Origin of the sequence: Metamycoplasma neophronis (assembly GCF_006491995.1) — a bacterium.
Classification (GTDB): Bacteria; Bacillota_I; Bacilli_A; order Mycoplasmatales; family Metamycoplasmataceae; genus Metamycoplasma; species Metamycoplasma neophronis.
The window spans coordinates 81,155-101,610 of record NZ_VHHP01000002.1; the positions used below are offsets into that span (position 1 = coordinate 81,155).

The following is a 20,456-nucleotide window of genomic DNA, read 5'->3' on the forward strand; positions in this document are numbered from 1 at the left end:
AGGCCGAACCGTTATGGGTTCGACTTTTTTATTGAGCGATATTCATAACAACGTAGAATATTTCGTTATTTTGATCATTTTTTAATTTAAAAGGAATTTTGATTGAAGTATCACCGTCTTTAATTTTAAGAAATCTTAAATATTTAGTTTTTCCGGCGGGCAATATTTGTTTTAGTTTAACCGCTTCAATAAATTCATTGTCAAAAGTAATTCCTGTAAATTCATTTTTTGCAGTTTTTTTAGAATTACCATATAAAAGTTTATTATGTTTGCCATCAAATTCAATTCTTCCAGAATATTCATCCTCTTTATCACCTGTTTTTTCCAATGCTGCTCGAATTGAAGCTGCTGTTTGTGCTGATAAAGAACCACTAGCTAATTCATTTGCCCTAGCTTTTTCGGCTATTGAAGAATTCGAAACGACAACCGGTTTCAAGCCTTCAAATAATATTGTTTTTTCATATTTATTTCTTGTTGTTTCATTGAAAAAGACATATACTAATTCAGCTTTTCCGATTTTATTTAATTCTAGATTTGCCTTAGGGGCATAAATAGTTTTAAAAGTGATGAATGGAGTTGAAGGCAATGGATTGTTAAATTTAACTTTTAGCTCAATGTTATTGTTCGAAAGAGTAGCGGCCGAAATTTCTGATTTGTCGCCCTTAATTTCTTTTCCGATTTCATTTACAAATTCATCTAAATTAGGTCCTGAACGGGTGATATGTGTCTTGATTACATATTCTTTTCCGTTCAATGTCATATTTGCAACCAAATCATTATTTTCTTCATCGAAAGTAACAGTATATAGATGTTCTTTATTGAATTCTGTTATTCCGTTTTTAAATAAAACCGAGCTATCTAAATAAGGTGTTTTATCATTGATATTTCCACTTTCAGAGATGTATAAATCGTATGATTTTTCATTGTCTGCTTTAATTTCACTAACAAAATAAATATCGCCAAATGTTAGCTTATTTACAAAATCTTTCACCTTAGTATCGTCTGCTTTAGTTATTCCTTGGAAGCCCCAAATGGTTAAATATAATTCTTCATCCAAGTGGTTATTTTGGTTATTTGATTGCAATTTAATTTTGAATTCAACACTGTTTGTATCGTAATTAATTGTATAAACAGTTGCCTTTTGTATACTTATTTCATGAGCAGGTAAAAATATTTTCGCTCCCTCTATGCCACCATTGACTTCATTAAATTTGGCAACTAAATTTTCTAATTGTTCACTTGTTAATTCTCTTTCCTCTTCAAAACTTATAATATTTGTATTTTCTTTATTTGTATAATCAAAACTTAAACCTTTTAACTCTTTTAAAATATCTAATGTGACACCGGGTTGAATAGCATCATTAAACGTAATAGATTTGTTTTCAGTATTTATGTTTTTATAAACTAATCTTACTGATAAAACTACGTTACCATTGAATTTGGTATTTTCTTCTTGATTACTATCGTAGGTAAAATCAACATTAAAATCCGATTCTTCAGGAATAAATAATTCGTTATTTTCAATTCTTACATCAATTGTTCCGTCTTCTAAATATTTAGCATCAAGTGTTTTAACGGTTTCCGCTCCCCCTTCAGGGTAAGTAGAATCAAACAAGCTGAATACTGAGCTTTCGGAATTTAATAATTGATTTAAGTAATTTTGGGTAATTGCAAATTCTGTAATAATGGTGTTTTGTACATCTGAAATTAAATCTTTGTGTGCTTCATCTTTATATTTAAGTTGATATGAAACGTTTAGGTTATTAAGTTTTTTATTTGGCGTTACTGATAAGTTTTCAATAGCGTATTTGTTTGTATCAACATTACTACTTATGTTTTGCTTATCGATGCTTAGAATATCAGTATTTTCTTTTCCTTGGTATGAAAATTCTAAGGCTTTAGCAACTTTGTTCAATTCTTCTTTAGAAAAAGCTTCTGAATTTACCGTGCTGCCTTGTGTATTAGGAGTAGGTGATGAATTATCTTGTTTGTTTGAATCATTTTGTTTTTGATTTTCATCTGAAGGAATAGCAGTGCCATCGCCTTTATTTTCAGTGTGATCCTCAGGATTTTCAATAGATTTTGGTTTTTCTTTTACACAAGCTAAAGTTGCAAAAGGGGCAGCTGACACAGCAAACACAGCGAAACCTAGCAACAAAATCTTGTTTTTCTTTATTTTATTTTTCATTTTTTATTTCCTTTTTTGTATTTTTTGTATACATAAATTATACTATACAAAAAAATTAGCGAAGATTCGCTAATTAATTTTTCCAATAAACTTTTTGACAATTGCTGTTTGTTTTTGCAGAGATTGAATTGTTGGCATGTTTTTGAAAGTTTCTTGAGTTTGGTTTACCACTCTTACTGCTTCTGAATATAAGTCTTCTTGCGCAGGGTCGATTAAAGCCATTTTACCTTGTAAAATACTGATTGCATTGTATAGCTCATCTCAAGCTAATAAAAATTTATTATGACTTTCAGTAGCTTGTTTGATGGTTTGTTTGAAAGCTATAATTGAGGTTTTTAACTCTTGCGCGGTTGCCTTGTCATTTTCAAATAGCTTCATAATTTTCGGCATACTTTCTTGGATAATTCTTATAGAAGCTTCATCGATTTTAAAATTTAACATTTTAATATCGGCCTTTATTATTTCTTTGTGTAAAACCCTTTTAAGTTGTAATACCGAGCTGTTTTCGCTGGTTAAAACAACTGAATCATTATCTTCGCTATCGTTTTTTTCACATGATACAACAATCGGTGCAAATGCAGCAATTGATACTAATGGCGATGCTACTGATAAAACTATCTTTTTTACTTTATTTCTTGTTTCCATGCTTAAATAATATAATTTTTTATAGCTATTTTATAAAAATAAAAAAATAAATCAGGAAATCCTGACTTATTTATTATTTTCTGCAAGCTTTTTCTTAAGTACAATTTCTTCAATAATTGTGTATTTCTTTTGATCTTGTTGCACAAAATTGTGGGTAAGATCGATCGGTTGAGTATCGATTTCATTGACAATTAATGAAAGGACATTATCTTTAAATTGCACAATACCTTTATCGATATAAAACTTTTTAAGATCTGGCGAGTTTGTGCTATTGATGTAAATTTCCGATGGTACTAATGCTGCCATGAATTGTGGTCCACCAGCCATTAAACCAATTTGGCCTTCAGTTGTTCTAAATGTGCAAATATCGGCCATATCATCAAAGTAAACACCCAAAGGGGTACTAATAACAACTTGGATTTTTGTTAAAGCCATATTAAGCAGGTAATACTACACCTAATTTTTTAGCTTTTTCAACAACGTCGTCTATAGTACCTACATATAAGAAAGCTTCTTCGGGTAAATCATCGTATTTACCACTTAAGATTTCTTTAAATGATCTAATTGTGTCAGCTAAATTAATGTATTGTCCTGGAATACCAGAGAATTTTTCAGCAACGAAAAATGGTTGTGATAAGAAGTTTCTGATTCTTCTTGCTCTTGCAACAACTTTTTTATCTTCTTCACTAAGCTCATGCATACCTAAGATTGCGATAATATCTTGTAGTTCTTTGAATCTTTGTAAAATATTTTGTACTTCCCTAGCGGTATTATAGTGTTCTAAGCCAATAATATTTGGATCCATCATTCTTGAATTAGAACCTAATGGGTCGATGGCAGGATAAATACCTAAAGCGGCAATATCACGGTCAAGAACAGTTTTAGCATCAAGGTGAGTGAATGTTGTAGCAGGGGCTGGGTCAGTTAAGTCATCGGCGGGAACATAAACTGCTTGTACGGAAGTAATTGACCCTTTATTTGTTGAAGTAATTCTTTCTTGCAATTGTCCCATTTCAACAGCTAATGTAGGTTGGTATCCAACGGCTGATGGCATACGTCCCAATAGGGCCGAAACTTCAGAACCAGCTTGAGTAAATCTAAAAATATTATCGATGAATAATAGAACGTCTTGTCCCATTTGATCTCTAAAATATTCAGCCATTGTTAGAGCGGTGAAAGGCGCTCTCATACGTGCTCCAGGAGGTTCATTCATTTGACCGAAAACTAAAGCGGTTTTATCAAGAACACCACTGGCTTCCATTTCGTGGTATAAGTCATTTCCTTCACGAGTACGTTCACCAACACCGGCGAATACTGATAAACCACCATGTTGTTTTGCAATGTTATTAATTAATTCTTGTATTAAAACAGTTTTACCAACACCGGCTCCACCAAATAGACCGATCTTACCACCTTTGATGTAAGGAATCAATAAGTCGATAACTTTGATACCAGTTTCAAAAACTTCCATTGTTGATTTTTGTTCTTCATAGCTTGGCGCCGCCCTATGAATAGGCATTCTTTTTTCGAAATGTCCACCTTTAAGATCGATTGGTTCTCCTAGAACATTAAACATTCTTGAAAGCACATTTTTACCAACTGGAGTGGTAATTGGTGAATTTAAGTCAACAACTTTCATGCCACGTTTTAGACCAATTGTTAAGTTCATAGCAATTGTTCTAACGGTGTCATTACCAATGTGCTGAGCAACTTCAAGAATTTGTTCGCCTAATAATTTGTTATTTTTCTCACTACCGTCAATTACTCTAAGTGCGTTTAAGATTTTAGGTGCTCTGCCTTCTTCAAATCTAACGTCAATAACGGCTCCTAAAATTTGTGTTATAACACCATAGTTTGGTGTAGTGGTTTCAATTTCTTTACCCGATTCCAAAATTTCTTCTTCAGGTTTACGTGAGCGTTTTTGTTCGTAATATTCTGTGCTAACTTCTTCTTTTTTAGCAGTTTTTTTAGCGGCTGAAGATTTAGTTTTTTTACTTAGTTGTTCTTCAGTTGCTGGAGTTGAATTTTTATTGTCCATGGTCTTCCTTTCTATGAGCTGGAACCGTTAACAATTTCGGTAATTTCTTGAGTAATTTTAGCTTGACGTGAGCTATTGTATTCGATTTTTAGTTCTTCAATTAGATCTTCGGCGTTGTCACTAGCTTGTTCCATAGCTGTTCTTCTTTGGCTCATCTCAGATAATTTAGCATTAGTTAATGCATTATAAATTGAGGCTTCAAAGAAAATGGTGAATGAATTTTGTAAGATGACATCTGGATTAGGTTCGAATGAATCTGGATCCATGGCATCATCTTTTGATTGTTGACCTTCCATTTCTTGAATGGTGTCAAGCGAAATAGGGAATATTTCTTTAACAACTGGGTCAGCTTTAATTGGATTTACATAATGTGTATAAATTAGTTTGACAGATTTTAATAATGAAATTTGTAAAACGTCATAAATTTTTTGCGAAATTATTTGGGCTATATCATAAGATGGATTATCACCTATTTGTGTTAATGTTTGAATAACATGCATAGTGCCATCTTTATTCACTAAGCTTAATAATTTCGAACCGATTACGATAAGAATATCTTCGTCTGTAATGGTTCTTTTAATTGTTTTATACATTTCAGAGTTATATGCTCCGCAAAGCCCCAAGTCGCTTCCAAAAACAATATATAAATTTCTTTTTGTGCTGAAGTTTCATGAGTGTTCATTTAATAGCTTATCAATATCTTGATTTGAATTTTTAATTAAATTAATAAACAATTTTTGAACGTTTTGATAATAAACATCAACATCATTAAATTTATTTTTGATTTTAGCAAACTTAGCGGTTGCGACTAATTCCATAGCTTTGGTAATTTTTTTAGTTGAATTAACAGAATTAATTCTGTGCTTTATTTTTTGTAAGCTTTCCATGGTAATTCTGGTACAGGAATATATTGTTCAGGATTATATAGTGGAATTGTTTTAATGAAATTTTGTTCGAATTTCATTACTTGGTCGTAAAGCATTTCAATTAATTCGTTACTTCAATCGGTTGCTTCGGCTAAAGCTCTGGTCACTTTGATTGCATCTGTATCAGTGCTAAAGTAAGTTAAAATGTCGTGTTTGTATTGATTCATACTTTCAACAGGGATAATGTTGATTAAACGATATTTAATACAGAACAAAATAATGATTTGTTGTATAGGCGAGTAAGGGCTGTATTGTGATTGTTTTAGTAATTGGTATACTTTAGCCCCGTGGTCCAGAACGATTCTTGTTGCTTGGTCAAGGTCCGAACCGAATTGAGCAAAAGCTAACATTTCATTATATTGAGCCAATTCTAGTTTTAAACTTGATACAACTTTTTTCATTAATTTTGTTTGAGCGGCTGAACCTACCCGGCTAACTGAATAACCAATGTCAATAGCAGGTCTTTGTCCTGAGTTAAATAATGCTTCTTTAGTAAATATTTGACCATCGGTAATAGAAATTACGTTGGTTGGAATATATGCTGAAATATCTTCGGCTTGGGTTTCGATGATTGGTAAAGCTGTGATTGACCCTCCACCGTTTTCGGCATTTAACTTAGCAGCACGTTCTAATAGTTGTGAGTGTAAGTAGAATACGTCTCCAGGGTAAGCTTCACGTCCAGGTGGTCTTCTTAGTAATAATGATAATGTACGGTAAGCAACAGCATGTTTTGATAAGTCATCGTAAACAATTAAAACATCCTTACCTTTTGACATTCATTCTTCACCAATTGTTACCCCTGTGTATGGAGCAATGTATTGTAAAGGCGCGCTTTCTGAAGCTGAAGCGACGATAACTGTTGTGTATTTTAAAGCATCGTTTTTGTCAAGTTGGTCAACGATTTGAGTAACAGTTGAATTCTTTTGACCGATAGCAACATAAATACAGTAAACGTTTTTACCTTTTTGGTTAAGAATAGCATCTATAGCAATCGCAGTTTTTCCAGTTTGACGGTCACCGATAATCAATTCACGTTGTCCTTTACCGATTGGAATCATAGCATCAACTGCTAATAAACCGGTTTGTAAAGGTTCGGTAACTTCTTGACGAGTCATAACTCCAGGCGCAATTTTAAAAATAGGTCTAGTAACTTCATAATCAATAGGTCCTTTACCGTCGATAGGTTCTGATAGAGCGTTAACTACACGACCTAGTAATTTATCACCTACAGGCGCTGAAATAACTTCTCTTGTTCTTGTAACAGTACTATCTTCAACGATATTTCTATCATCACCCATAACAACGATTCCGACTAAGTCTTCTTCTAGGTTTAAGGCCATACCGATAATACCGCATTCAAATTTAACTAATTCACCATATTCGACATTAGTTAAACCACTAACAAGCGCAATACCGTCACCAACGGTGATAACTCTACCAACTTCTTCACACGAAACAGACTCAGTAAAGTTTTTGATTTGGGCTTTAATAATTGCCGATAAATCTGTTGGTTTTAATGACATTATTTACTCCTTTCATTTTCTTATACTTAATTAATTGATTTTTTAATTTTATTTAATTGACCTTCAATTGAGTTATCAATTAAATAATCTTCTACCTTAATTCTGACTCCGGCAATTAAGTCGGGCATAATTTGGTTTACTAAGTGAACTTCAGCATGTAAATCTGAAGATAATTTGTCTTCGAATTTTTTAATTTCTTGACTTGAAATTGGACTAGTTGTAAAAATAGTTCCATATTTGATATTTAACTTTTCATTTGATAATTCAACGAACTTGTTAAGAATCATTGTGATGTATTTGACGGTGTGTTGTTTTGAAGCTAATTTTATTGCATTAACAATTAAAGGATTATATGAACCAAATGCTTGGTCAATGAATTCATATTTAACTTTATTTTCAATATCATATGAATTTAAAACATTTAAATATTCTTTATTTACCTTTAATGCTCTAACAATATCAGCTGCTTCATTAGTTATATCATTAAGTTTATTGCTGTCACGCGCCGCATCATAAATGGCGAACGCTCAGTTATAAATTAATTGACCTAAATCAGCCATTATTCTTTAGCTTTCATAGCTTCGTCAATCATCTTGATATTATCTTCGTTTTTAATTTCACGACCGATAATTTTTTTAGCAAGTTCAACTGCATTTTCCATAATTATTTTCTTTTGAGTTTTTTGGAACTCTGCTTGTTTCTTATTAATTAAGATTTGGGCTTGTTCAAGCATCATTTCGGCTTTTTTCTTAGCCATTGATTGACCACTATTAACAATTCTTTCGCTTTCAGCTCGAGCGTTGTTAATAATAGTTGCGGCCTGAGTTGTGGCATCAATGATTTTTTTATCATTTTCTTCACGAACTTTTAAAGCATCTTCTTTTGCTTGAATTGATGCATCGATATTACTTTGAATAAATTCTTGACGATTTTTAATCATCTTTTTAATTGGCTTGTAAACCAAGAAAGTTATTATGATGGTCAAAAATGCAAGTGTTATTAAAGAAACAACGAAATAAGGTCAGTTAAATGTTAATCCACTAAATGCTTTGTTTAATTCTTGTTCAATTACTTTACCAGCATCTGGTGTGGATGAAGCATTAACAACTGCTTCTAAGTTTGCAATCATATTAAACGAAAATTAATAGTAGAGAAACAACTAAACAGTAAATAGATGCAGTTTCAACAATAGCTAAACCAAGTAATAATAGTGTACGAACTTTTGATAAAGTTTCAGGGTTTCTACCAACAGCTTCACAAGCTTTGGCAACGGCAATACCTTGACCGATTGAAACGAAACCAGATCCTGCAACGGCAATACCGGCACCTAGCATAGTTAAACCGTAAGCTAGAGGGAAGTTTCCATCTTTTGCACCTGCTTTTGTTTCGTTAAAAGCGTTAATAATAGTATTTAATTTGTCAATCATGATTTATCTCCTTTTTAAATTATGCAGCGACTGATGTTGCACTTGCAGCATCACTTGCCTCGTTTGAAGGGGCGGGGTCACTTTGGTTATTTTGTTGTTTATTTTTGATTACTTGTTTTTTTCATTCACGGATTTTTTCTTTATGTTTTTCTTTTACTTCGACTTCCGATGCCTGGAACCAATATGACATCGTCAGAATCATAAAGACGAAAGCTTGGATGGCATCATCAAATAAGTCGAAATACATATTTAAGGCTGGAATTAATAACACTCCTAATGGGTTAATTTGACCGGCGGCTGATGTCATTGTTGCACCAATCATTTTCGCTCAGATATTATCTAAGAATAATCCAAACAATGTGATAAGAACAACACCACCGATAATATTACCGTACATACGGAATGTCAAACTGATTAGTGGAGAGAAGTTAGAAGCAATTTCTAATGGGTTAACTAATTTTAAAACATATTTTATTTTGTTATAAGCTATTCCAATTCCAATTGTTCCAAATCATGTCACAGCAGTCGCGGCAAAAATTACTGCTAAACTCGAACCTATTGGCGCTAAGCCAAATAATGAGATTAAATTACCGAATAAGAAAAAGACGAATAAGCTAATAAAATATGGGTTCATTTTATCGAAGCGTCTTTCATGTGTTTCGGATGAAAAATTATCTCCAACAGTGATGCAAGCCTCAACGATTATAATTGCGGCATTAGGGGCTTTATCAGCACGTTGTCTTTTGACGGCAACATATATTAGTATAGAAATGATTAAAGAAAGAACTAAAAGCATTATCAAACTAAAAATATGGTTGTCATTTAAAAAGTTTTTTTCGCCAGGTTCAGTTGGACCACCAAACCAGTTAATTTTGAATAATCTGTCCATTTTCCCCCTTTCTTTTTTGTGATTTTTTCTCAATTATGTAATTAGCGATACCAGTTATGATAATTTGAAAACTCAAAATTACATAAGGGGTCATAATCGTAATTACATTAAAAGGTGCTAATGCGATATTCGCAGTAGGATGTGAGTTTTTATACAAATAATTAAAAAACACAAATAAGGCAATAATGCCTAAATTTAGAAATGCAAAAACTAAAAAAAGCATTACGGCTCCTGCCTTAACTTTTTTTAGAGCTAGGTTTTCTTTTTTTGTTTTTTCAAAAACAATTTTGAAAAACAATAATAATGAGCTAATAAAAATACTAAAACTTATTAAGCCGACTAGGTCACCTAATAGAAGTTCATAGTGCTTTAAAAACGCAAAGCAAGCGTAAATCATTACGCCCACTACGTTCAAAGTTATAAATATCACTCAAAATTTTTTATTTATTATGTCTTTCATTTTAACTCAACCAGTTATTTAAGAAATAACCTTTATCTATTATAGAACTTTTTTAAAAAAGGGTTATATGAATATATTTTTTTATAAAAAAATAACATCGAAAATATGAAAAAAAATCGCTAACTATTGCATTCAAAACATGAAAAACTGGCAGTTTTTTTGTAATTTTTCTTAATCTAAAAAATTAGCACTCTTTTTGTTAAAGTGCTAAAAAAGTGCTATAATTATCTTAGAAGATTTGAAAAAGCTTCTCATTTTAAAATTATAAGGAGGGATTATGCAAGCATCGTTTACACCAAATGAAGAAAATAAAGATCCGTTAAAAGAGTTTGGACGTAATTTAACAGAACTAGCTACTCAAAATAAACTTGAGCCAGTTATTAATCGTGATGATGAAATTCGTTCTCTAGTAAGGATTTTAAGTCGTAAAACTAAAAATAACCCCGTTTTAGTTGGGGAACCGGGGACTGGTAAAACTGCTGTTGTTGAAGGCCTAGCCCGCAAAATAGTTGAAAATCAAGTACCTGAAAATTTAAAAGGTAAACAATTAATCGAATTAGATTTACCAGCCTTAGTTGCGGGAACTCAATACAGAGGCCAATTCGAAGAAAGATTAAAAGGAATTATTAAAAAAATCGAAGAATCAAATGGTGAAATTATTTTATTCGTTGATGAAATTCATATGTTAGTCGGCGCGGGTGGTACTGGTGAAGGCAATATGGATGCAGCCAATATGCTAAAACCTATGATGGCAAGGGGACAATTGCACTTAATTGGAGCCACCACATTAGATGAATATCGTAAATACATTGAAAAAGATCCTGCGCTTGAAAGAAGAATGCAAAAAGTTTCTATTGCAGAACCTTCAGTAAAAGACACTATCACCATTTTGCGTGGTATCAAAGAACGTTTTGAAGCATATCATGAAGTTAAAATTGAAGATGCTGCTTTAGTGGCTGCTGCTAATTTATCAGCTCGTTATATTTCAGATCGTTTCTTGCCAGATAAAGCAATCGATTTGATTGATGAGGCTGCTTCTAATATCAAAACTGAAATGAATTATTTGCCAGAACCTCTAGAACACATTATTCACAAAATTGCTAAAAGAGAAATCGAAAAAGCTGCTTTGGAAAATGATAGTGTCGACAAGCAATCAAAAGCAAAAAATGCCGAACGTATTGAGGAATTGGGCAAAGAATTATCAGTTTTAAAAGTTCAAAAAAATGAATTAGAAGAAAGATGAAAACAAGAAAAAGACGATATTCAAAAATTCGCTTCTGTTAAAGAACAATTAGATGATTTAAATAGACAATTACCTTTATTGCAAAGTGAAGGTAAATATGTTGAAGCTTCTAAAATCATGTATGTTTTAGTTCCTGAATTAACTAAAAAACGTGATGAATTGGAACAAAAAATTCAAAATAGAAAAGACCGTTTAATTAAAGAAGTAGTTGATGCAGAAGAAGTTGCTGACATTGTAAGCAAGTGAACAAAAATCCCTGTATCTAAATTGTTAGAAACTCAAAAAGATAAGTTGATTCATTTAGAAAATACACTAGAAAAAAGAGTTAAAGGTCAAAATGCTGCAATTAAATTGGTTGCCGAAGCCATTCAAAGATCAAAAGCAGACATCAATGACCCTAACCGCCCGATTGGTTCATTCCTATTTTTAGGGCCAACTGGTGTTGGTAAAACTGAATTAGCAAGAGCTCTTGCTGAAGCTTTATTTGATGATGAAAATAGAATTATTAGACTAGACATGTCTGAATATATGGAAAAACATTCGGTATCTAAATTAATTGGTTCGCCTCCGGGATATGTTGGATTCGAAAATGGCGGACAATTAACCGAAAAAGTTAGACAAAATCCTTATTCAATTGTTCTATTTGATGAATTAGAAAAAGCCCACCCTGATGTTTTAAATCTGATGTTGCAAATTTTAGATAATGGTACATTAACTGATAGTAATGGTCGTGTAGTAAACTTTAGAAATACAATTATCATTATGACTTCTAATATTGGTTCAACTGAAATTATTAATAAATCATTAACTGATGATGGTATCAAAAACTTATTATTAAAAAGTTTTAAACCTGAATTTATCAACAGAATTGATGAAATCATTCCATTCCAACCTTTAAGCCCTTCAATTGTTGAAAATATTGTTAAATTAGAGTTGAACAAATTAACTAAAAGGGTTGATAAAAATCAACACATCGTGTTAAATTTTGATCCTAAAGTAATTAAATTTATTGCTGATAATGCATATGATCCTGCTTTTGGTGCTCGTCCAATCAGAAGATATATTCAAAAATATGTTGAAAATAAATTGGCTATTTATATTATTGAAGGACAAATATCAGCTGGCGATATTGTTCCCGTTATAATAAATGACAAAAACGAAATTGATATTTTAATTGAACATTCGAATTAATAATGAAATGGAGCAGTGTTATGCTTCATTTTTTTGTATAATTTTATGCAAAAGGAAAAATATGAAAAAAAACAAAAAGATTTTATTCACTATTGCTTCAATAGTAACAATTAGCCCAATCGCAATTGCGGCAGTATCATGCCAAAAGGCCAGCACCGAAAACGAAAAAGTTCAAGAAAATAAAGAAGTTGAAAAAAATACCGATACTAAGGAAAATAAAGAAGTTGACGGAAACAAAGAAACAACCGAAAACAAATTATTTTATCAACAATCTGAATTTTTAAATTTAAATGAAAAAAGCTTTAAAACATTATTAAATACATTTAAACAACATAAACAAGAATTTATTGATTTAATCGATGAAAAATACGCCAATTCTGATGACACTCCATTAGAAGTAACAAAATTTCAAGATATATTAAATATCTTGGATCAAATTAATACAAATGAAATGGAAGAATCTGCAGACAGAGTTGCGTACGGACACGGAACATCTTTAACAAAAAGCTCATTTATTCAAAAATTTAACGACTTTGTAAATCAATTGGGCAAATAATTTAAAGATTTTTTAGTAAATATAAAACACAAGCATGCAAAAAGCTTGCTTGTGTTTTAAAAATTTTAGAGTATTTCTATATTTATAAAAAATAAAAACAGCAATAGATATATTAAATATTAAATTTTATATAAATTAAGTAGTATAAAAAAATGTAAAATATACAAAAAAATTTTACTGATTTTAGATTAAATTTAATAGTTATAAAGCTTAGTATTTTATAAATACATAATTTTAAATAATCATTATTTTTTTGGACTATGTTTTGTTTATCAGTAACTTAAATTAATAACAATATTTTTATAAAAATCCAAAATTTGTCTCAATTTTAAAATGATTATCATCTTAAAATGCAAGGCTACAAGCAATGTTTTAATATAAAACACAAAGTTTGTCTGTAAAAAAATATATAAAATAAAGGAATAAAAATTAAAAAATCTGCTCAATTATTATTTGAATTAGCAGCAGTAACTGTAGCTGCTTTTTCAATTATCATCGTAAGTGCTTGAGACAAGAAATAAACTCCAGCTAAACAACCCTAGAAAATAAGTTCATCTACAACAACTAATACTAAAACTACCCCTGAATCATCATCAAATAATGTGATTGCTACAGGCAAAAATCTAAAAAAACCAGCTGAAGAAGGTACTTCTAAGCAATATTTTGACGCACAAATTAAAAGTGGACATACATTAAATTTGTATGACCACTTTTATTATAATTTCAAGCATTTTTAATTTATTTTTTGACAAAGAAATAAATTAATTTTCTTTCTTTTAATTACCGGTTCATTTAGACTTTATTAATAATTACAACATGTTAATATTTTTAAAAAAGTAGTCGTAGAATTGACTTTTTTATAAATGATAAAGTTTTTAAGAATTTGCTTTGAAAAACTAAATATAAAAAAAACAAGTATTTAGCTTGTTTTTTTTATATGGTACATCCTGTGGGGTTCGAACCCACGACCCAGGGATTAAGAGTCCCTTGCTCTACCGGCTGAGCTAAGGATGCATAAAGCAATAATATTATAAATCAAAAACACAAAAATATCTAAAAATTAAGTTTAAAATTTCCAATAAATATGATTAATTTTTATCTTTTGCCAAAATATAAATTTTTTATAAAAAAAGTAAATATTTGCTTATATAATACAGGCGTAAAGTATAAAAAATAAAGGAATGTAATGAAAAAATCAACTAAATTATTATTCGCAATAGGCGCAGCAGCACTAGCTGCCTCTCCAATTGTTGTAGCAAGCGCGTGTGACAAAGGAACAAACAATACAGATAAAAACAATGATAAAGATACTATAAAAGTTACCCCTGTTAGAACCGACAGTACAGGCAATGAATCGAATTCGCAAAATCAGGAATCGCCAACTACTAGCGATCAAAATAAAAGCGAGAATTCAAATGAATCAAATACTGGCGGCACTTCAACAAGCGATGCAAACCAAGGTTCTGGATCAAACAACGGAGAAGTTTCTCAACCAGAAAATTCTAACCCTACAAACGGCGATACACATGAAACAAATTCAAATCCATCAACAGTAGAAAATGGCAATGCCTCAGAATCTTCTAATGGCGGCGCAGAAGGAAACGGCGGATCAACAACACCTTCTGAAACAGGTTCTAGCGCCGTAACTCCTGGGGCAACTGATGAAAATAACGAAAAAGATTCAGAACAACCTAAAGCAAATGAAAACGCTTCAGATTCAAATGAATCAAACACTGATGGCGCTTCGACAAGCGATGCAAACCAAGGCTCTGGATCAAACAGCGGAGAAGTTTCTCAACCAGAAAATTCTAATCCTACAAATGGCGATACACATGAAACAAATTCAAATCCATCAACAGTAGAAAACGGCAATGGATCGGAATCTTCTAATGGTAGTGCAGAAGAAAATAATAAAACAGATGCAGAAAAAATTATTGATATAGTAAAACAAAATAATAAAAACCTTTTTGTTGGACTTGACGATGATTTAAAAGCAAAACTAGACGCTAAATGAGAAGCTAAAAAATCAAATAAAAAAGATTTATATTTAAATAGAGAAACATTTACTTTTGGAACTGACTCAAAAGATGCAAAAAAAGGAATCCTTCTTAATTTAAATTGAGCTGAAAGTAATGGCAAGCCAGATATATCAGTATTAAAACACATGATGTATAACTATAATTTTGGAAAAAACAAATTCCAATATATTCCTATTATGAAAGATGAAGACAATAATTACTTTGTAAGGGTTAAATTACTTGGTGACGGATCTGAAACAAAAGTATCACAAGCAGATGCTAATAAGGTGACTGAAACATTTGATATTTATTTATAAAAACAATTAAAGTATGGCGTTTTATCGCCATAATTTTTTGTTTTTTGAGAAAAATAATTTTTATTGTTATAATTGAAATTATTTTTATTAAAAATAATCTTTTTTATTAGATTAAAAAGTAAAGGAGAAAAAATGTTAGATGTTTGTGGAATTAGTAAAATTTTTCCTGATAAAAAATTGTTTACAAATGTTAATTTAAAATTTTTACCAGGTAATGTTTACGGAATAATTGGTGCAAATGGTGTTGGAAAATCAACATTTTTAAAAATTTTAAGTGGTGAAATAGAAGCATCTGAAGGTCAAATTATTAAAGAAAAAAATGCGAGAATGAGTGTTCTTTCACAAAATCAAAATGAATATGATGAATACAATGTAACTGATGTTGTTATTATGGGTAATAAAGAGTTATATGAATTAAATATTGAAAAAAATAAAATTTATGAAGACCCAAACGCAACTGATGAAGATTACGAAAGAGCAAGTAATTTAGAAGCTAAATATGGTGAAATGGGAGGGTGAAGTGCAGAAAATGATGCCCAAACATTGCTATCAAATTTAGGATTAGAGCCTGAAAAATGAAATATGAAAATGGCTGATTTAAAAGCTAATGAAAAAGTTAAAGTTTTATTGGCAAAAGCTTTATTTGGTAACCCCGACATATTAATCATGGACGAACCTACTAACCGTTTGGATTTAAAAACGATTAAATGACTAGAAAACTTTTTAATGGATTATCCTAATATTGTTATTGTTGTATCTCACGACTCTGACTTTTTAGACGCAATATGTACTCACATTATTGACATTGACTATTCAGAAGCAAAACAATTTGTTGGTAATTATAGTTTCTGAAAACAATCAAGCCAATTATTGATCGAAATGCAACAAAAGCAAAATTTAAGAAAAGAAGAACAAGCACAAAAGTTACGTGAATTTATTGCTCGTTTCTCAGCCAATGCTTCTAAATCAAAACAAGCAACTAGCCGTAAAAAATTATTAGAAAAAATTGTAATTGATGAATTAAAACCTTCTTCTAGAAAATATCCATATATTAATTTTGATTTAAATCGTTTACCGGGAAAACAAATTTTATCAGTAGAAAATTTAACTTATGTTAATGATGCTGGTGAAACTCTATTTGAAAATGTAAGTTTTACAATTAGACCTGGTGATAAAATGGTAATTATTGGTAACGATGATATTGCTAAAACCAGATTATTAGAAATTTTAATGGGCAGAAGACAACCAACCAGCGGGACAGTAAATTGAGGTATTACTATTACTCCAAATTATTTCCCTAATAATAACTTAGAATATTTTAAAGAATCAGAAACCATTTTAGAATGAATTAGTAAATGACCATTAAATAATTCAACCCAAGAAACTAAAGATAATAGCGATTCAAGAATGCGTGCGTTTTTAGGTCGTATGCTATTCTCAAATGACAGCGTATTTAAAAACGTAACAGTTACTTCAGGGGGAGAAAAAGTTCGTTTAATGATGTCAAAACTAATGTTAGAAGAAAGCAACTTTTTAATTTTTGACCAACCATTAGATCACTTAGATTCTGAATCTATTGATAGTTTAATTGAAGCTATTAAATCATATAAAAGCTCATGTATTTTTACAACATATAACAGAGCTATGATTAAAGACTGTGCTTCAGTAATATTAGAAATTAAACCAAAAGCAAGCTTTTTATTCTATGGAAATCTTGATGAATATGAAGAAGCAATGGGATATTAATAATTTAAATATATAGTCAAAATAAGCAGCTCTGCTGCTTTTTTTTTTTTAAAAATAAAGACACAGAAAATAATTTCCATGTCTTTATTTATTTCTGATAATTTCTAAAGCCTTTTGCGTAGTTTTGAATGAAATTTTTGCAGCATCGCATAATACTTCGTAACCATATTTTTCAAGAAATTGTGCTGCCAATATATCAACTTCTTTTCCAGCGCCTAGTTTGAAGTTGAAATCAAACTTATGATTTTGATATTCCATGTGTTCTAATAGCAGTTTTCTTGCAATAATAGAAGCGCAGGCCACAGCAAGTGATTTATCTTCAGCTTTTGTTTCTAAGTGAAAATTGGTCAAAGGCACTTCAAAATTTAATCAGTTGATTGTTTTAAGTTTAATAAAATGCTTTTCAAATGTTTGGTATGAGTTTGTATATTGATCAATGATGACATCAATTGAAATGCCAAGATATTTAATTAATTGATTAATTGAATTCATATGAATCAATGTTTTTATTTCGTTATTATTAATTTTGGCATTAATTAGATTGTTGTATCCTTTTTGCGACAAAATCGTTTTCCTATAAAGAACCAAGTTCTCTAATTCTTCAGCTATTGCCAAGATTTTTTTGTCAGTTAATTTTTTGCTATCTTTGACACCTAGTGACTTAATTTTATTTATATTTTGTTCAGGTATAAAACAAGCTACTGAAACGATAGGACAGAAATAATCCCCTACACCAGTTTCATCGACTCCAATAATTTTGTCATAATCAATATCTAAATTTGTCATACTATAGTTCTCTTTATATAATGTTTACCTTTTTTAGTCTTCAAATGCTTTTGCACTTGCTTCAATTTCTTCTTTAGTGTGGAAACTATCTGCTTTAACAGTTTTTACGTTTTTTTGTTCTTCTTTTTTCTTATCACGTCCCATTTGAATAAATTTTTCTGGATCATCTAAGAATGCATCAATGAAGTGGCCTACAGCTCCTTCTTTGTTTGATTCTTTCATAACAACAGTTGATAATTGTTTGATTAAAGGTTCAGCGTTAGCTGGTGCAACACCAACATTACCAATTTCATACATACTTAAGTCATTGTATGAATCCCCAATAACAACAGTATCGTCAATATTTATGTTGTAGTATCTCATGATTAATGAAATAACTTTACCTTTGTCAACACCGATTGATGTTATGTCAAATACAGGACTTAGACCTTCTCCTTTTGATCATGATGAAAATTCCCCTAGGTCACCATATCTTCTTTTTAGATAGGTTAATAATTCTAAAACATTTGTTGTGGGTTTTGCATCAAAAACAATTCCAGTAGGTTTTAAAGGAAGTTTTTCTAAGTTAATACATTCTCTAAATTTGGTTGCTTGATTGAATCCGAAAACTTTTTCTAGGTTAGGGTCTCTGTGCATCAATTGTACTCAGTCAGGGCCTTCGATCGCGTAGTTAGAAATTTCTTTTTTAACTTTTTCATCACCTAAAATGTATAAAACTTCATTTAAGTCAAGGTATGAAATAGTAGGAATAAAAAATGGATCGGCTGGGTTGTGAATGTGAGCACCATTGTAGTTACCAACGATTGCATTTAAACCTAATTTTTCATAAACTGGCATTGTACTTCTTCAAGGTCTACCAGTAATAATTGAAACAATATGACCTTCTTTGACAGCTCTTTTAATTGCAGATTCAGTTTTTGGGTGAATGTCACCGGTTGCTGAATTAGCTAATAAAGTACCATCAAGGTCTAAAGCAAATAAAAATCTTCTTTGGTTTGATTCTTTATTAAAAGCCATTAATGCTCCCTTCGTATTATATACGTAATAATTTTACAATTTTTATGTATATTTTCAATATTTTGCTCTGTATACTGCATAAAAATATAAAAAAATAAAAATTTTTTTATGAAAATATATTTAAGTTATAGTGATATCAGTACTTGACCAAAACAAAAAATAAAAATAGAGCAATTTGCTCTATTTTCCTTTTGTTCCAAAAATTCTATCACCAGCATCACCTAAACCGGGAATAATATAATTATTTTCGTTAAGATAATCATCTTTGGCAGCCAAATAGATGTCGACATTTGGATGTTCGGTTTGAATTTTTTCAAGCCCTTTATCAACACCGACTAAACATACAAGTCTAATATTTGTGAAACCCAAACTACGCAATTTTGAAATTGCGTCACTAGCTGAAGTCCCTGTAGCGAGCATAGGGTCAACTACAATAATATTAGCAGTTTTTTCAACATCTGGTATTTTGAAAAAGTACTCGACTACACTATCATTTTCTTCGTTTCTGTACATACCGATGTGGCCGACTCTTGCCTGAGGAACTAAGTCTAAAATACCAGTAAGCATACCTAGCCCGGCTCTTAATATTGGAATAATTACAATTTCTTGTTCGAATGTAACGCCATGATATGTTTTATTCAATGGTGTTGTCACATCCATTGGTTTAGTTTGATAATCTCTTAATGTTTCATAAACCATTAATGAAGCAATTTCATTAAGATTTTGTCTAAATTCTTGGTGATTAGTGTCTTTGGAACGCATTGCAGTTAATTTGATATTAATAAGCGGATGGTGAAGAATCTTTAACATCTTTTCCCTCAGATTCTTCCATAATGATAACTGATTTTGACGTTCCTAAACGGTTTGCACCTAATTTAATCATTTCTAAAGCATCTTCGTATGATTTAATACCACCTGATGCTTTAATTAATAATTTATCTCCTGATACTGATTTCATAATTTTTACATCTTCAAATGATGCACCACGGTATGAGAAACCAGTGGATGTTTTAATGAAATCTGCACCTGATTGCATAACAATTTCAGTAATTTTTGCAATTTCATCATTTGTTAATAAAGCTGTTTCAACAATAACTTTTAACACTTTGTGGCCGCAAACTTCTTTGATTGCTTTAATTTCATTTAATACATATTCGTATTGTTTGTCTTTGAAACGACCTACATTAATAACCATGTCGATTTCATCTGCGCCATGTTCTAAAGCAATTTTAGTTTCGTAAACTTTAACGCTTGTAGCATTGTATCCCAAAGGGAAACCAATAACTGTGCATACTAACACGTCAGTGTTTTTTAATGCTTCTTTAGCATACTTGATGTATGATGGGGCAATACATACTGATTTAAAATCATATTTTTTAGCTTCATCAATTAACTTATCGATGTCTTTGTGAGTAGCTGATGGAGCCAAGTTCGTATGGTCAATATATTTGTTGATTTTTAATTCCATAATTTCCTCGTAAATTAA

19 protein-coding genes and 1 tRNA gene are annotated in these 20,456 nt (G+C 30.9%); 4 read left to right on the forward strand and 16 right to left on the reverse strand.

Annotated features, from left to right (window positions below; translation table 4 throughout):
- Positions 1-28 precede the first annotated feature (28 nt).
- The 11 genes from FJR74_RS00900 to FJR74_RS00950 all read right to left on the reverse strand — a co-directional run bounded on the left by FJR74_RS00900 (position 29) and on the right by FJR74_RS00950 (position 10,033).
- Positions 29-2,188 carry a hypothetical protein gene (locus FJR74_RS00900; protein ID WP_140914667.1) on the reverse strand — a complete coding sequence of 720 codons (2,160 nt, stop codon included), beginning with the start codon at positions 2,186-2,188 and terminating at the stop codon, positions 29-31.
- Between the two features lie 69 nt (positions 2,189-2,257).
- On the reverse strand, positions 2,258-2,833 hold the full coding sequence (locus FJR74_RS00905; RefSeq protein WP_140914668.1) for a hypothetical protein: 576 nt from the start codon (positions 2,831-2,833) through the stop codon (positions 2,258-2,260).
- A gap of 66 nt (positions 2,834-2,899) precedes the next feature.
- A complete protein-coding gene (locus FJR74_RS00910; protein ID WP_140914669.1) occupies positions 2,900-3,268 on the reverse strand; it encodes a F0F1 ATP synthase subunit epsilon in 369 nt (122 codons plus the stop codon).
- Between the two features lies 1 nt (position 3,269).
- A complete protein-coding gene (gene atpD, locus FJR74_RS00915) occupies positions 3,270-4,871 on the reverse strand; it encodes a F0F1 ATP synthase subunit beta (protein ID WP_241859915.1) in 1,602 nt (533 codons plus the stop codon).
- Positions 4,872-4,882: 11 nt separating this feature from the next.
- On the reverse strand, positions 4,883-5,758 hold the full coding sequence (atpG, locus tag FJR74_RS00920) for an ATP synthase F1 subunit gamma (RefSeq protein ID WP_140914670.1): 876 nt from the start codon (positions 5,756-5,758) through the stop codon (positions 4,883-4,885).
- Positions 5,737-7,320 (reverse strand): F0F1 ATP synthase subunit alpha, encoded by a 1,584-nt coding sequence (gene atpA / locus FJR74_RS00925; protein ID WP_140914671.1) that lies wholly within the window; start codon positions 7,318-7,320, stop codon positions 5,737-5,739. Before atpA ends, atpG begins: the two co-directional genes overlap by 22 nt.
- Positions 7,321-7,346: 26 nt before the next feature.
- Positions 7,347-7,880, reverse strand: coding sequence for a F0F1 ATP synthase subunit delta (locus tag FJR74_RS00930; RefSeq protein ID WP_140914672.1), 534 nt, complete (start codon positions 7,878-7,880; stop codon positions 7,347-7,349).
- Positions 7,880-8,449 carry a F0F1 ATP synthase subunit B gene (locus tag FJR74_RS00935; protein ID WP_140914673.1) on the reverse strand — a complete coding sequence of 190 codons (570 nt, stop codon included), beginning with the start codon at positions 8,447-8,449 and terminating at the stop codon, positions 7,880-7,882. The genes FJR74_RS00930 and FJR74_RS00935 overlap by 1 nt, the downstream gene beginning before the upstream one ends.
- Before the next feature lies 1 nt (position 8,450).
- Positions 8,451-8,654: an ATP synthase F0 subunit C gene (gene atpE / locus FJR74_RS00940; RefSeq protein ID WP_371688436.1), complete on the reverse strand. Its 204-nt coding sequence runs from the start codon at positions 8,652-8,654 to the stop codon at positions 8,451-8,453.
- 112 nt (positions 8,655-8,766) lie between these two features.
- On the reverse strand, positions 8,767-9,636 hold the full coding sequence (locus FJR74_RS07355) for a F0F1 ATP synthase subunit A (protein WP_140914674.1): 870 nt from the start codon (positions 9,634-9,636) through the stop codon (positions 8,767-8,769).
- On the reverse strand, positions 9,614-10,033 hold the full coding sequence (locus FJR74_RS00950) for a hypothetical protein (RefSeq protein WP_241859918.1): 420 nt from the start codon (positions 10,031-10,033) through the stop codon (positions 9,614-9,616). Before FJR74_RS00950 ends, FJR74_RS07355 begins: the two co-directional genes overlap by 23 nt.
- A gap of 340 nt (positions 10,034-10,373) precedes the next feature.
- Here FJR74_RS00950 and FJR74_RS07360 point away from each other — a divergent pair, with 340 nt between their 5' ends.
- Both FJR74_RS07360 and FJR74_RS00960 read left to right on the forward strand, forming a co-directional pair.
- Positions 10,374-12,530 (forward strand): ATP-dependent Clp protease ATP-binding subunit, encoded by a 2,157-nt coding sequence (locus tag FJR74_RS07360; protein ID WP_140914676.1) that lies wholly within the window; start codon positions 10,374-10,376, stop codon positions 12,528-12,530.
- A 61-nt stretch (positions 12,531-12,591) separates the two neighbouring features.
- Positions 12,592-13,086, forward strand: a complete 495-nt coding sequence (locus tag FJR74_RS00960; protein WP_140914677.1) for a hypothetical protein — start codon at positions 12,592-12,594, stop codon at positions 13,084-13,086.
- Between the two features lie 938 nt (positions 13,087-14,024).
- Here FJR74_RS00960 and FJR74_RS00965 read toward each other — a convergent pair.
- Positions 14,025-14,100: transfer RNA gene (locus FJR74_RS00965), tRNA-Lys, on the reverse strand.
- Positions 14,101-14,272: 172 nt separating this feature from the next.
- On the opposite strand from FJR74_RS00965, the gene FJR74_RS00970 reads away from it, so the two are divergent.
- Together FJR74_RS00970 and FJR74_RS07365 are read left to right on the forward strand one after the other, a co-directional pair.
- Positions 14,273-15,421 carry a hypothetical protein gene (locus FJR74_RS00970; protein ID WP_140914678.1) on the forward strand — a complete coding sequence of 383 codons (1,149 nt, stop codon included), beginning with the start codon at positions 14,273-14,275 and terminating at the stop codon, positions 15,419-15,421.
- A 132-nt stretch (positions 15,422-15,553) separates the two neighbouring features.
- A complete protein-coding gene (locus FJR74_RS07365; RefSeq protein WP_140914679.1) occupies positions 15,554-17,167 on the forward strand; it encodes an ABC-F family ATP-binding cassette domain-containing protein in 1,614 nt (537 codons plus the stop codon).
- Positions 17,168-17,251: 84 nt separating this feature from the next.
- On the opposite strand, the gene FJR74_RS00980 is transcribed toward FJR74_RS07365, so the two are convergent.
- The 4 genes from FJR74_RS00980 to deoC form a co-directional block, all read right to left on the reverse strand.
- Positions 17,252-17,953, reverse strand: coding sequence for a ribonuclease HIII (locus FJR74_RS00980; RefSeq protein WP_211333930.1), 702 nt, complete (start codon positions 17,951-17,953; stop codon positions 17,252-17,254).
- Between the two features lie 33 nt (positions 17,954-17,986).
- On the reverse strand, positions 17,987-18,970 hold the full coding sequence (locus tag FJR74_RS07370) for a Cof-type HAD-IIB family hydrolase (RefSeq protein ID WP_140914680.1): 984 nt from the start codon (positions 18,968-18,970) through the stop codon (positions 17,987-17,989).
- Between the two features lie 180 nt (positions 18,971-19,150).
- Positions 19,151-19,780, reverse strand: a complete 630-nt coding sequence (gene upp, locus FJR74_RS00990; protein WP_140914681.1) for a uracil phosphoribosyltransferase — start codon at positions 19,778-19,780, stop codon at positions 19,151-19,153.
- On the reverse strand, positions 19,749-20,438 hold the full coding sequence (gene deoC, locus FJR74_RS00995; protein WP_140914682.1) for a deoxyribose-phosphate aldolase: 690 nt from the start codon (positions 20,436-20,438) through the stop codon (positions 19,749-19,751). Before deoC ends, upp begins: the two co-directional genes overlap by 32 nt.
- Between the last annotated feature and the right edge of the window lie 18 nt (positions 20,439-20,456).